Raw genomic sequence first — 12,516 nt, 5'->3', positions numbered from 1 at the left:
CCCCTGGGTTCCGCGCCCTCGATCGAAGATGCAGAAAGGCAACACAGGTCGGCGAGCTTCGTTCGACCCCGGCCGAATCGCGGGAATGCTCTTGTCGTAGGCGGATCTTATCTGTCGAATTGCTTTCACGCCATGAACTGATCTTGTGCTTACAACGCAAACAACCCGCACAAGAAACATGCAACCGCGGTTTGACGGGCGCCCAAAGGTTCGGGTGGCCCGGCACAAACCGCGAGACGCCGCCTCGCCCCTCACCTGAGATCGCGCGGGGCTGCCGATGACGGGACGATGATCGATCGGGCTCAAGGCCGGATCGGATCGCATGGGCCAGAATGTCGAGTTGGGGGTGTGGATGATCAGGATCAGATCGGCCTTGCTGTGCACGGCGGCCGGCATCGTGGGAACGGGAACGGCGCAGGCCGCGGATTTGCCCCTCAAGAAGGCGGTTCCGGTCGAGTACGTGCGCGTCTGCGGCGCCTACGGTGCCGGCTTCTTCTATATTCCGGGCACCGATACCTGCCTGCGGGTCTCGGGACGAGCGCGTTTCGAGGCCGGCACCATCCCCAACCCGAACCGGGCGCAGAGCCAGGGCGACGAGTATCAGTCCCGCGGACTGCTGCGCCTCAACCTCGATGCGCGCACCCAGACGGGCTACGGCACGCTGCGCGCCTTCGTCCGCGCCGAGATCGCGAGCCGCACCGGCACGCTGCTCGCCTCGGGCACGCAGCAGCGCATCGCCAACGCCTTCCCGGCCTTCGGCCAGGACACGTTCGGCCGCGTCCAGAACTTCGTCGTCGCCGACAAGGCCTTCGTGCAATTCGCCGGCCTGACCGCCGGCCGCGCCTCATCGTTCTTCGATTTCTATGCCCACGATTACGAGTTGATCGGCTCGACCGGCGGGTCCGACATCGCCTCCACGAACCTTCTCGCCTACACGGCTAAGATCGGCGAGGGCCTGAGCCTGACCCTGTCGATGGAAGACCCGATGTTCCGCAAGCAGCCGGTCTACGCGGCCTCCGTGGCGACGGCCGCCGCGGGCGCCGGGCTCGCCTCGCAATTCGTCGTCGGCACGACGGCGCCGACGCCGGTCATCCTCACGACGGATGGAGGCTTCAACGCCACCGGCGTCACCTTCCTCGACGCCGTGCAGCGCGCGCGCATGCCCGATTTCGTGGCGGCGCTCCGCTACGACGCCTCCTGGGGCTCGGCCCAGCTCTCGGGCGCGGTCAAGGACGTCAATGTCGGCGGATTCATCGCGAATTCGGCGTTCGGCACCGGCGGGGTCGCCATCTCGAACGCGGCGGCCGGCGCGCTCCTCGCCGCGCGGGGCGTCCGATCGGGCGCGCAGACCGATTACGGCTGGGCGGTGCAGGGCGGCATCAAGGTCAACCTGCCGATGATCGCGCAGGGCGACGGCTTCTACCTTCAGGGCGCCTACGCCGAGGGCGGCATCCTCTACACCGGCTACACCTACCTGACCGGCAGCTACCTCAGCAACCTGACGCCCGTCCAGGGCGCCTCGTTTCAGCAATACGTCTCGGACGCGGTGATCAACCCGATCACCGGCAAGCTCGAACTCTCGACGAGCTTCACGGTGGTCGGCTCCTTCCTGCATTACTGGTCGCCCGAATGGCGGTCGGCCTTCTTCGGCAGCTATGGGGAGGTCAATTACAAGCGGGGCACGCGCGAGGCCTTCAGCCTGCTCAACGGCCTGATCGGAGGCGCGACGCCGCCGAACGCCTTCACCAACCCGGCCGCCTTCGCCTTGAGCCCGGTGCTGCGCAACAACGCGCAGATCATCGCGGGCGTGAGCCTGATCTGGTCGCCGGTGAAGGACCTCGATATCGGCATCGAGGGCACGTATATCGGCACGTCCGTCATCGGCGGGCGCGTCGCCGACCAGACCCGCCCCATCACGGTGAACGGCCTGCCGGCCTTCACGGTGAGCCGCTACGACGCCACCCAGATCCGCATGCGCGTCCAGCGCGATTTCTGACCCGTTGCCGGCACCGGCGCGCCCGTGCCGGGGCGCGTGCGTACCGGCACGCCGCTTGCCCCGGCCGCACCCGCAAGCCTAACCTTGCCGCAGACGATCGCGTCAGCCCCCAGGAAGGATCCCGCATGGGCCTGAGAGACAGCCTACTCCCCGCCGCTCTCGCCGCAACGCTCGCCGTCGCGCCGGCTGCCGCGCAGGAGCTGACCGGCACGCTCAAGAAGGTGAAGGAGTCCGGCGCCATCACCATCGGCCATCGCGACTCGTCGGTGCCCTTCTCCTATCTCGACGGGAGCCAGAAGCCGGTGGGCTACGCGACGGAGATCTGCCTGAAGATCGCCGACGCCGTGAAGGCGAACCTCAAGCTCGACAAGCTGGAGGTGAAGCTCGTGCCCGTCACCTCCGCGACCCGCATTCCCCTGATCGCCAACGGCACGATCGATCTCGAATGCGGCTCGACCACCAACAACGCCGACCGCCAGAAGCAGGCGGGCTTCACCAACACCCACTTTCTCACGGCGACGCGCTACGTGGCGAAGCGGGAGAAGAAGCTCGACACGATCGCGGACCTCAAGGGACGCACCGTCGTCTCGACCTCCGGCACCACGAACATCCGCCAGATCAACGAGGCGAACGCCGCCCGCTCGATGGGGCTGACCATCCTGCCGGCCAAGGACCACGCCGAGGCCTTCCTGATGGTCGAGACCGGTCGGGCCGACGCCTTCGTGATGGACGACGTGCTGCTCGCCTCCCTCGTCGCCGGCTCGAAGACGCCCGACGCCTACGCGATCTCGAGCGAGGCCCTCTCGAAGCCCGAGCCCTACGGCATCATGCTGCGCAAGGACGATGCGCCGTTCAAGGCCGTGGCCGACGCGGCGACGGCCGCCCTCTACAAGAGCCCGGAGGGCAAGGCCCTCTACGAGAAGTGGTTCACACAGCCGATCCCGCCGCGCGGCATCAACCTGAAGCTGCCGATGAGCGAGGCGATGCAGAAGACCTTCGCGAATCCGAGCGACAGCCCGGACCCGGCTTCCTACTGATCCGGCCGTGACGGGGGGCGGCCGGACATGAACTACACGTGGAATTGGGGGATCTTCTTCGAGCCCTCCCCCGAAGGCACCGGCACCTATGCCGACATGCTCCTGTCGGGTCTTCTCTGGACCATCCTGACGGCGCTCGCCTCCTGGGCGATCGCCTTCTGCCTCGGCTCAATCGTCGGCGTCATGCGCACCCTGCCCTCCAAGGCGGCGCGAGGCTTCGGCACGGCCTACGTCGAGCTGTTCCGCAACGTGCCGCTCCTCGTGCAGATGTTCCTCTGGTACTTCGTCCTGCCCGAGCTGCTGCCCCCGGCCGCGGGCGCGTGGATCAAGCAGCTGCCGAACGCGCCGTTCTACACGGCGGTGATCTGCCTCGGGTTCTTCACGGCCGCGCGCGTCGCCGAGCAGGTGCGGGCCGGCATCGAGGCCCTGCCGCGCGGCCAGCGCCTCGCCGGCACCGCGATGGGCTTCACGGTGGCGCAGACCTACCGCTACGTGCTGCTGCCGAACGCCTACCGGATCATCCTGCCGCCGATGACCTCGGAATTCCTCAACAACCTGAAGAACACGTCGGTGGCGCTCACGATCGGGCTCCTCGAACTGACCGCGCGTGCCCGCTCGATGCAGGAATTCTCGTTCCAGGTCTTCGAGGCCTTCACCGCGGCGACCCTGCTCTACGTGCTGATCAACGTGGTGGTGATCGTGGCCGCGACGTTCCTCGAGCGTAGCCTGACCATCCCGGGGCAGCGCTGATGTTCGCCAACCTCGACTTCGGCGTCATCGTCTCCTCCCTGCCCTACCTGTTCGGGCAGGGCATGGTCTTCACGGTGACGCTGACCGCGCTTGCCGCCTCGATGGGCGTGGTGCTCGGCACGCTGCTCGCGATCCTGCGGCTGTCCGGCGTGCCGGGCGTCTCGCATCTCGCCAAGGGCTATGTCGAGCTGATGCGCTCGCTGCCGCTCGTGCTGGTCATCTTCTGGTTCTACTTCCTCGTCCCCTATATCGGGGCGTGGGTCGTGCGCTCGCCGACGCCGATCCAGGTCGGCGCCTTCGCCTCCGCGCTCGTCACCTTCACGCTGTTCGAGGCGGCCTTCTTCGCCGAGATCATGCGGGCCGGGATCCAGTCGATCCCGAAAGGGCAGACGGCGGCGGCGTTGGCGCTGGGCATGACGCGCGCGCAGGTGATGCGCACGGTGGTGCTGCCGCAGGCCTTCCGCAACATGCTGCCGCTCCTGCTGACGCAGACGATCATCCTGTTCCAGGACACCTCGCTCGTCTACGTGCTCTCGCTGACCGACTTCCTCGGCGCCGCCTCGAAGGTCGCCCAGCGCGACGGGCGCCTCGTCGAGATGTACCTGTTCGCCGCCGTGGTCTACTTCCTGATCTGCTTCACGGCCTCGTCCCTGGTCCGCCGGATCCACAGCCGCGTCGCGATCATCCGCTGAGCCGACAGGAGGCCGCCGTGACATCCACACCGATCCCGGGACCGGACGCTCCGACGCCCGCCGGGCGCGAGGCGACGCTTCCCGACGATGGGCTGCAGCAGGGCCCGCTGATCCTGCCGCGCACCGCGACCACGGGCGAGCCGATGATCGCGATCAACGCCGTGAGCAAGTGGTATGGATCGTTTCAGGTGCTCACCGACTGCACGACGACGGTGTCGAAGGGCGAGGTGGTGGTCGTCTGCGGACCTTCGGGATCGGGCAAATCGACCCTGATCAAGTGCGTCAACGCCCTCGAACCCTTCCAGGAAGGCCAGATCACCGTCGACGGGACCAAGGTGAAGGACAGGGCGACGAACCTGCCGAAGCTGCGCTCGCGGGTCGGCATGGTCTTCCAGCATTTCGAGCTGTTCCCCCATCTCTCGATCACGGACAACCTGACCCTCGCCCAGCGCAAGGTTCTCGGCCGCAGCCCCGCGGACGCCGAGAAGCGCGGGCTCGACCTGCTCGCCCGGGTCGGCCTCTCCGACCATGCGAAGAAATACCCCGGCCAGCTCTCCGGCGGGCAGCAGCAGCGCGTCGCGATCGCCCGCGCCCTCGCCATGGACCCGGTCGTGATGCTGTTCGACGAGCCGACCTCGGCCCTCGACCCGGAGATGGTCGGCGAGGTGCTCGACGTCATGGTCGAGCTCGCCCGCGATGGGATGACCATGATGGTCGTGACCCACGAGATGGGCTTCGCCCGCAAGGTCGCCGACCGGGTGATCTTCATGGATCGCGGCGAGATCGTCGAGGACGCGACGAAGAGCGACTTCTTCGGCCAACCCCGCTCCCCTCGCGCGCAGCACTTCCTCTCGAAGATCCTCTCGCACTGAGCATCGGGCGCGTCTGCCGGGCACCGGTTCCGCGCGCTCGTGGAAAGATGCTTCCCCGAGCATCCGGACAATTCGAGCGATCCCGGTAGCGACCCTCGAACCGCGCGGCCCGCAGCATGCCGGGACCTCACCTGCTTCGAGCGGATTCATGGCGACAACGATAGCTAGACCGGCCCCCGACGACGTCGCGGCGCACCTCGCGGACGCGCGGATCATCCTACGGAACGGGCCCGACGCGTATCGCTGCCGGGCCGTCATCATCAACCGTCACCGGGCCCTGATCGAGACGAGCCTGACAGCGCAATTGCCCGCCTGGTTCAGCCTCGCCATCGCACCGGATTTCACGCCGAGGCCCTGCGCCGTGACATGGCGCGGCCAGCGGATCGTGAAGGTCGCCCTGTTCGAGTAAGCAGATCCCCGGCGGCACCCGCCACGTCCCATGCGGCTCGGGCCGCAGCGCTCGTGGCGGGCCTGCGACCCCGCAGCCCTACTTCTTCGTGGCGAGATAGGCGATCACATCGTTGATCTTCTTGTCGTCGGGATAGCCCGCGAAGACCATCTTCGTGCCCGGAACCTTGGTCTTCGGGTTCTTCAGCCACTCGTGCAGGTTCGCCTGATCCCAGGTGATGCCCGAGTTCTTCAGGGCGGGCGAGTAGGTGTAGCCCTCCGCGCTCGCGGCCTTACGCCCGACGACGCCGGTCAGGTTCGGCCCGACGCCGTTCTTGTCGAAGGCATGGCAAGCCTTGCAGGGCGCGAAAGCCTTCTCGCCGGCCGCCGCATCGCCGGCATCCTGCGCGGAGGCGGCGGCGGGAAGGAGAAGGGCGAGTGCGGCGCTGAAGATCACGGAGCGCATGTTGGTTCCTCTCATGCAGGGATCGGGCGCCTGTAGCTAAGGTCGGCGCTCCTGGCGCAAATGGCGGTTACAGCCGGATCACGCTTTTGTGAACATTGGGCGGGGATTAAATCGCGCTGCAACTTGGTGCTGCTCGGCACTGCACCTAGATCCTCCGGTCGTGCCGTCCGAGGCGGATGGAGAATGAGGCCGTGCGCGTGCCGTCGCACAGAGTCAGCGCCTTCCTGGAGCGCTCGGGCTGGACGCAGGCCAGGCTCGCCTGGGAGCTCGGCGTCAACCAGCCCCGAATCTCCCGCTTCATCAAGGGGCTGAAGAAGCCCAATCCCGAACTCGACGAGGCGCTGAACCAATTCTTCAGCAGCCATCCGACAGCACGCGCCGTCGCGCCGGGACGGGACGACGCGGGAGCCGGGAAACAGCGCGCCTGAGCGGACCCACCGATCTCGGCGCTTCAGTTCAGTCGGTTGCCGTGTCCGCCCCCGATCCTCCGGGCGATCGCGCGGCCCAGCTCCCACATCAGCAGATCGACCAGTTGCCGCAGGATCGGGGTGCCGTCCTCGTCGATGGCGCGGCGCGCGGCAAGGGCGTGCGAGGCGGCGCGATCGAGGGGGCTCGACGAAGCCGCTTGCGGGTCCTCGAGTCGACCGTCGCGTAGGACACGGGCGGTGACGTCGATCAGGATTCCGTGCCCGTGTGCCGGCATTGCGGCCTCGCGCGCGTAGATGCGTCCATGATCGAGGACCCAGCGGATCCCTTCGGCCGTGTGAACACGGTAGGTCAAGATGACGGGGCCGCCCTCAGCCTCGGCCTTCTCGACGTGCCGGAGCACGTCGGCGCGATCCTCGGAATGGATGCGGGCGATCACCGTCTCCAGCGAAAGCGTGGTCTGCGCCAGGGCCGGATCGCCGGTCAGCATCTCGGCAGCTCCCCTGTCCAGGACATGGTCGCCGCGCGCCCCGCTCCAGACCCAGGTGCCGACGACGCTGGCGCCGCGCGCGAGGGTCAGAGGATCGTCGGAGTGCTCCGTCGCGTGATCGCGTGTTCGATGCAGCACGCTTGGTCTCCTCCCGGCAAGCTCGGACTAGCAAGCATCGGGATGAGATACAACTTGCGACGAGTATAGCTCCTGCCCAAAACGTGCACAGCACGCGCGCCACCTGACGGAGGACAATCAATTATTGCGGCGACGCTTGTTGCCGCGCTCGCCACGGCATCGCACGGGATCGCGCCTGACGACACTCTCTTGCCGGCACCGACCGCAGCGTCAGCCAGCAGGATTCCGGGCGGCCCACGGCTGCAAGCCGCACGGATCTGCCATCCCCGGCGCCCTGATGCCGATATGGTGCAAGGCCATCCTCCCCGTTCGTCCCGACCTCGGACAGGCACGGCGAACGCCCTCGCGGAAACGTTTCCGCCCGCTCCGAACGCCGAGGCTTGGCTATGCGTTACCGGCCATGATGCGCAAGGAGCCCGGTTGCGATGCCCCGATCGACCACCCGTTTCCCCTGGAGGAGGCCGACATCGCCCTGGCCCTGCGGCTTGCTCAGGCCAAGGACACCGACTTCGTCCGCGGTCTCGGCACCGTCAGCGAGATCGGGAGCCAGCAGGCGCTGCTGGCTCTCGTCGGGCTGCTCTTCGCCTACGGTCAGTTCGGCCGGGACCCGGCGGCTACGCGAACAGCCGGCCGCCTGCTCGGCGCCCACCTCGCGGCGAGCCTGATCAAGTCGACCGTGAAGCGCCTCGTTCATCGGACGCGGCCGAACGTCCTGATCGAGGACGGGATCTACGCGCGCGGCTGGTCGGGACCGAACGAGGGCCCGTGGCAATCCTTCCCGTCCGGCCACGTCGCCGTCAGCGTGGCCATGGCCCGGGCGCTCGCCCGCGCGCACCCCTCATGGCGGGGGCGAGCCTATGCAGGAGCGGGCTTCGTCCTGGCACTTCAGGTGCTGCGCGGTGCGCATTACCCGGCCGACGTGGCGGCCGGCGCCCTCGTGGGCCTGTTGGCGGAGGCGGCGAGCGAGCGCGGCCTGTGCGCGGCCGAAAATCGGCGGCGTTCGGCTGCCCGCGGACGGTCGGACCGGGCCGGGCGCTGACCGGCGCTCCTCACGGAATCTCGAGCACCCGCAGGTTGTTGGTCGTCCCTGCCCGGCCGAAGGGAATTCCGGCCACCACGACGATGTGCTCGTGGGAGCGGGCGTAGCCGTGCCGCACCGCCTCGGCCGAGGCGAGGTCGACCATCTCCTCGTAGGAAGCGATGTCCGCGGAGAGCACGCTCTGCGTACCCCAGAGCAGGCAAAGCTGACGCGATACCAGTTCCGACGGCGTCATCGCCAGGATCGGGACGGGCGAGCGGCGTCGCGCGCTTCGGGCCGCCGTGGTCCCGCTCAGGGTGAAGGCGACGAGGCCCGCCGCATGGATCGATTCCGCGAGGCCGGAGGCGGCCGTGGCGACCGCGTGGGGCGGGCTCTCCTCGTCACCCGGCTCGGAAGCCGAGACGAGCGAGGGATAGAGGCGGTGCGTCTCGGTGCGCCGGATGATGCGGTCCATCATGGCGACCGCCTCGACGGGATAGCGGCCGGTCGCGGATTCGGCCGACAGCATCACGGCGTCCGCCCCGTCGAAGATCGCCGTCGCGACGTCGGACGCCTCCGCCCGCGTCGGCGTCGGAGCGGCCACCATCGAGTCGAGCATCTGGGTCGCCACGATGACGGGCTTGGCCGCGACGCGGCAGGCCCGGATCAACTCCTTCTGGCGGCCGGGCACGTCCTCCGGCGGGATCTCGACGCCGAGATCGCCGCGGGCAACCATCACGGAATCCGAGAGGCGGATGATGTCGCCGATCCGGTCGAGGGCCTGCGGCTTCTCGATCTTCACCATCAGGCCCGCCCGGCCATTCACGAGCGCCCTCCCCTCCAGCACGTCGGAGGGCGTCTGCACGAAGGAGAGCGCCACCCAATCGACCCCGAGTTCGAGGCCGAAGGCGAGGTCGTCGCGGTCCTTCCGGGTCAGGGGCGAGATGTCGAGGAGCGTCCCCGGCAGGTTGACGCCCTTGCGGTTCGAGATCGCCCCGCCGACGACAACCTCCGCCTCGATCACGTCGCTTTCCAGCCCCGTGACGCGCACGCGCACCCGTCCGTCGTCGATCAACAGGTCCTGCCCCGGCGCGACGGCCCGAAAAATCTCGGGATGGGGCAGCGGGATCGCATCCCGGTCGCCGTCGCTTCCGGCGAGCACGAAGCGGACGGGATCACCCGTCTCGATGCGAAAGCCGCCGTCCTTGAGGGTGCCGAGGCGGATCTTCGGACCCTGAAGGTCCTGCAGGATGCCGATCGGGCAACCGACCTCCCGCTCCAACGCGCGGATCGCCCCGTGGACGCGGGCGTGATCCTCGCGCCCGCCGTGGCTGAAGTTCAGCCGGAATGTGTCGACGCCGGCCTCGAACAGGGCCTTGAGCATCTCGGGCGAGGAACTCGCCGGGCCGACGGTCGCGACGATCTTGGCGTGGCGGTGTCTGCGCATCGGCGGCTCCTGCCGTTCGGCGGCGCGGGCCAAGTCGGCCCGCGCTCCGCGGCGGGTGCCGGCGAAGCACCCGCTCGCCCCGACCTTACTCGGCCGGGACGGGCCGCGGCGTCAACGCCTCGGGCTCCACCGCGAAGGGCCGCTCGGGATGCATCGTGAAGGCCAGCGCCGCGCCGATGACGAGGAGCCCGATCGAGCCGGCAAACGGCAGGATCCAGTTGCCGGTGACGTCGACGATCCACCCGAAGGTGAGCGGCGAGACGATCGCCGCGAAGGCCGAGCCGAAATTCATCAGCCCGCTCGCGGTGCCGGCATATTGCGGGGCGATGTCCATCGGCACCGACCAGATCGGGCCGATCACGAGTTCGAGGAAGAAGAACCCGCCGCTGAGGAGAAACGCGATCAAGGTCAACTCCTTGGTGAAGAACACGCCCGCGAGGCAGGCCGCGGCGCCGAGCATGCCGAGGCAGATCACGTTGCGGCGAGCCTTCTGCAGGTCGCCGGTCTTCTTCAGGATGCGGTCGCTCACCACGCCGCCGAGCGTGTCGCCGATGACGCCCGCGAAGAACACGCCCGAGGCGAACAGGGCGGAGTTCTTGATGTCAAGGCCGTAGCCGTCCTTGAAGAACGAGGGCAGCCAGTTGAGGTAGAGCCAGAGCGACCAGCCGTAGCAGAAATAGGTCAGCGTCACCGGCGCCATCCGCGGCACGAGCCGGCGCCAGGGCACGGGCGGCTTCGGAGCGGCCGGCTTGCGGTCGCGGATCGAGAGGCGCTCCAGGTCCTCGGCGGTGATCGCCTTATGCTCGCGCGGATCGTCCCGATAGTAGAAGAACCACACCGCCACCCAGGCGAAGCTGACGAAGCCGAGCAGCACGAAGGCGCCGCGCCAGCCCAGATAGGCCATCAGCAGGACGACTAGCGGCGGTGTGACGGCATTGCCGAAACGGGCGAAGGAGTGCGTGATGCCCTGCGCGAAGCCGCGCTGGTCGGCTGCGACCCAGGATTGCATCGCCCGCGTCGCCGTCGGGAAGGTGGCCCCCTCGCCGAAGCCGAGGACGAAGCGGGCGAGGAACAGCGAGACCACGCCGCCGACGAAGCCCGTGGCAATCGTCGCCGCGGCCCAGATCAAGCCGCAGATGAAGAGCGTGCGCCGCGCGCCCCATTTGTCGGCCATGGCGCCGCCGACGATCTGGAACACCGCGTAGGGATAGGCGAAGGCCGAGAAGATCAGCCCGAGCTGCGTGTTGGTGAGCCCGAGCTCGGCCTTGATGGCAGGGGCGGCCGTGCCGACGTTCACCCGGTCGACATAGGTGATGAAATACATCAGGCAGAGCAGGAACAGCACCATGCCCGGCGCGGTGACGCGTCTGGGTATCGTTATAATCCGTTTCCTCCGGCGGCGTGCCTGCGGCGCCGGTCTGAGGCCGGGCTCGCGCACAGGTCGAATTCTTGTTTCGCGCGGCTTTCGCCCACCTGCCGTGATGTCGCCCCTCCCGAGCGGGGCAGAAGCGAGCGGCGTTCAGAGCGTCAGGCGTGAAGGCACATCCTCGCGGCGCGCCGGGTTCGGCCGCAGCCGCCCGATCTGGTCTTGTCGCGCGCCCTAAAATGCATTCATTTTTCAGGCCCGCAAGAACTATCTTGTCGTCAGATCGCCAATCGACGCGCCCTGGCGCCACTGCTACGGTTCCGCCATGGCCAACACTTCGACCCTCGGCCGAACCAGCCTTCCAGATCGGCAGGACGGCCCCTCGCGGGTCGCGCGACCCGTCGATCCGACCAGCGAAGGGGTGCCGCCCCGTGGGCGAGGAAGCGGGACGATGCCGGGGCGCGACGCACCCGCCGGGCACCTCCACGGCGAGGTGCTGACCCGGCTGCGCGACTACATCGTCGAGGGCGAATTGCCCGCAGGCGCCCGGGTGCCCGAGCGCCTGCTCTGCGAGCGCTTCGGGATCTCGCGCACGCCCCTGCGTGAGGCTCTCAAGGTCCTTGCGGCAGAGGGGCTGATCGACCTCCTGCCGAATCGGGGCGCGCGCGTGCGCCGGCTCGACGAGCGCGAGCTGATCGAGCTGTTCGACGTGATGGGCGGCCTCGAGGCCCTAGCCGGTCGCCTAGCCTGCGAGAACCTGACCGATGTGGACTTCGATGCGATCGAACGGCTGCACCACGAGATGTACGGCCACTACCTGCGCCGCGATCTCCACGGGTACTTCGCCTGCAACCAAGCGATCCACCAAGCCATCGTAACCGCGTCGCGCAACGCTACTCTCAGCGCGAACTACGCGACCTTCGCCGGGCGAGTCCGGCGAGCGCGCTATTCCGCCAATCTCGACGCGGACCGGGACCGCTGGGGAGAGGCGATGCGCGAGCACGAGGAGATCCTCGACGCCCTTCACCGGCGGGCGGGGGCGGAGCTCAGCGACATCCTGTTCCGGCACCTGCGCAACAAGTACCGGTCCGCCGCCCGACAGACGGCCGAGCGCGCGCAGGCCGAACCTGTCCACGATCTCACCTGAGAGCCCCGCTGGACGCCGCTCAAGCCTGAAATTTGAATTCAATTTGCGAGCCTGATTCTACGCCATGACCGAACAACCCGCGCGTTCGACATCGTACCCGGGGCATGGCGCGCGTGTTCAAGGCGAAGCTGAGATGGCATCAAATGGGCAACACAATTGTGCCGATCATGGATTAGGGCGTGCACAACCTTAGGCCGACTGTTAAGACCTGTGAGCGATTTAAGGAACATGCGTCGCGCCGGGCTGCTCCTTGAAGATTCCCGCTCTCCATAGATGGGTCCTCG

At 68.0% G+C, this 12,516-nt stretch carries 13 protein-coding genes; 9 read left to right on the top strand and 4 right to left on the bottom strand.

The window, feature by feature from the left end:
- The first annotated feature begins 352 nt into the window (after positions 1-352).
- The 6 genes from J2X36_RS19300 to J2X36_RS19275 all read left to right on the top strand — a co-directional run bounded on the left by J2X36_RS19300 (position 353) and on the right by J2X36_RS19275 (position 5,756).
- Complete coding sequence (locus J2X36_RS19300) at positions 353-1,996, top strand: porin (protein WP_310352778.1); 1,644 nt, start codon at positions 353-355, stop codon at positions 1,994-1,996.
- 125 nt (positions 1,997-2,121) lie between these two features.
- On the top strand, positions 2,122-3,033 hold the full coding sequence (locus J2X36_RS19295; protein ID WP_310352776.1) for an amino acid ABC transporter substrate-binding protein: 912 nt from the start codon (positions 2,122-2,124) through the stop codon (positions 3,031-3,033).
- A gap of 27 nt (positions 3,034-3,060) precedes the next feature.
- Complete coding sequence (locus J2X36_RS19290; protein ID WP_310352775.1) at positions 3,061-3,783, top strand: amino acid ABC transporter permease; 723 nt, start codon at positions 3,061-3,063, stop codon at positions 3,781-3,783.
- A complete protein-coding gene (locus J2X36_RS19285) occupies positions 3,783-4,475 on the top strand; it encodes an ABC transporter permease subunit (RefSeq protein WP_310352774.1) in 693 nt (230 codons plus the stop codon). The genes J2X36_RS19290 and J2X36_RS19285 overlap by 1 nt, the downstream gene beginning before the upstream one ends.
- Before the next feature lie 143 nt (positions 4,476-4,618).
- Entirely contained in the window at positions 4,619-5,347 is a 729-nt protein-coding gene (locus J2X36_RS19280; RefSeq protein ID WP_132252189.1) for an amino acid ABC transporter ATP-binding protein, read from the top strand.
- Between the two features lie 148 nt (positions 5,348-5,495).
- Positions 5,496-5,756, top strand: a complete 261-nt coding sequence (locus tag J2X36_RS19275) for a hypothetical protein (RefSeq protein WP_310352773.1) — start codon at positions 5,496-5,498, stop codon at positions 5,754-5,756.
- 78 nt (positions 5,757-5,834) lie between these two features.
- Here J2X36_RS19275 and J2X36_RS19270 read toward each other — a convergent pair whose 3' ends face one another.
- A complete protein-coding gene (locus J2X36_RS19270; protein ID WP_132252192.1) occupies positions 5,835-6,200 on the bottom strand; it encodes a cytochrome c family protein in 366 nt (121 codons plus the stop codon).
- Between the two features lie 197 nt (positions 6,201-6,397).
- On the opposite strand from J2X36_RS19270, the gene J2X36_RS19265 reads away from it, so the two are divergent.
- Complete coding sequence (locus J2X36_RS19265) at positions 6,398-6,628, top strand: helix-turn-helix transcriptional regulator (protein WP_132252122.1); 231 nt, start codon at positions 6,398-6,400, stop codon at positions 6,626-6,628.
- A gap of 23 nt (positions 6,629-6,651) precedes the next feature.
- Here the strand turns inward: J2X36_RS19265 and J2X36_RS19260 are convergent, their stop codons facing one another.
- Positions 6,652-7,116, bottom strand: coding sequence for a PAS domain-containing protein (locus tag J2X36_RS19260; RefSeq protein ID WP_310352770.1), 465 nt, complete (start codon positions 7,114-7,116; stop codon positions 6,652-6,654).
- A gap of 538 nt (positions 7,117-7,654) precedes the next feature.
- On the opposite strand from J2X36_RS19260, the gene J2X36_RS19255 reads away from it, so the two are divergent.
- Positions 7,655-8,293 (top strand): phosphatase PAP2 family protein, encoded by a 639-nt coding sequence (locus tag J2X36_RS19255; protein ID WP_132252127.1) that lies wholly within the window; start codon positions 7,655-7,657, stop codon positions 8,291-8,293.
- 10 nt (positions 8,294-8,303) lie between these two features.
- Here the strand turns inward: J2X36_RS19255 and pyk are convergent, their stop codons facing one another.
- Both pyk and J2X36_RS19245 read right to left on the bottom strand, forming a co-directional pair.
- The gene (gene pyk, locus J2X36_RS19250; protein WP_310352766.1) at positions 8,304-9,719 is read right to left on the bottom strand and encodes a pyruvate kinase; all 1,416 of its coding nucleotides are present in this window, start codon (positions 9,717-9,719) and stop codon (positions 8,304-8,306) included.
- An 85-nt stretch (positions 9,720-9,804) separates the two neighbouring features.
- A complete protein-coding gene (locus tag J2X36_RS19245; protein WP_310352868.1) occupies positions 9,805-11,103 on the bottom strand; it encodes an MFS transporter in 1,299 nt (432 codons plus the stop codon).
- A gap of 433 nt (positions 11,104-11,536) precedes the next feature.
- Here J2X36_RS19245 and J2X36_RS19240 point away from each other — a divergent pair, with 433 nt between their 5' ends.
- Complete coding sequence (locus tag J2X36_RS19240) at positions 11,537-12,232, top strand: GntR family transcriptional regulator (protein ID WP_310352765.1); 696 nt, start codon at positions 11,537-11,539, stop codon at positions 12,230-12,232.
- The last annotated feature ends 284 nt before the right edge of the window (positions 12,233-12,516 follow it).

This window comes from Methylobacterium sp. BE186, assembly GCF_031457035.1.
Taxonomy (GTDB): Bacteria; Pseudomonadota; Alphaproteobacteria; order Rhizobiales; family Beijerinckiaceae; genus Methylobacterium; species Methylobacterium segetis.
The sequence above is the reverse complement of the archived record's forward strand: the minus strand, read 5'-3'. Positions and strand labels throughout refer to the sequence as shown.

Coding starts and splice junctions, on each gene's coding strand:
- J2X36_RS19255 (WP_132252127.1), top strand. CDS start 7,655: ATGATGCGCAAGGAGCCCGGTTGCGATGCCCCGATCGACCACCCGTTT.
- J2X36_RS19295 (WP_310352776.1), top strand. CDS start 2,122: ATGGGCCTGAGAGACAGCCTACTCCCCGCCGCTCTCGCCGCAACGCTC.
- J2X36_RS19285 (WP_310352774.1), top strand. CDS start 3,783: ATGTTCGCCAACCTCGACTTCGGCGTCATCGTCTCCTCCCTGCCCTAC.
- pyk (WP_310352766.1), bottom strand. CDS start 9,719: ATGCGCAGACACCGCCACGCCAAGATCGTCGCGACCGTCGGCCCGGCG.
- J2X36_RS19300 (WP_310352778.1), top strand. CDS start 353: ATGATCAGGATCAGATCGGCCTTGCTGTGCACGGCGGCCGGCATCGTG.
- J2X36_RS19240 (WP_310352765.1), top strand. CDS start 11,537: ATGCCGGGGCGCGACGCACCCGCCGGGCACCTCCACGGCGAGGTGCTG.
- J2X36_RS19260 (WP_310352770.1), bottom strand. CDS start 7,116: ATGCTGACCGGCGATCCGGCCCTGGCGCAGACCACGCTTTCGCTGGAG.
- J2X36_RS19270 (WP_132252192.1), bottom strand. CDS start 6,200: ATGCGCTCCGTGATCTTCAGCGCCGCACTCGCCCTTCTCCTTCCCGCC.
- J2X36_RS19290 (WP_310352775.1), top strand. CDS start 3,061: ATGAACTACACGTGGAATTGGGGGATCTTCTTCGAGCCCTCCCCCGAA.
- J2X36_RS19275 (WP_310352773.1), top strand. CDS start 5,496: ATGGCGACAACGATAGCTAGACCGGCCCCCGACGACGTCGCGGCGCAC.
- J2X36_RS19280 (WP_132252189.1), top strand. CDS start 4,619: ATGATCGCGATCAACGCCGTGAGCAAGTGGTATGGATCGTTTCAGGTG.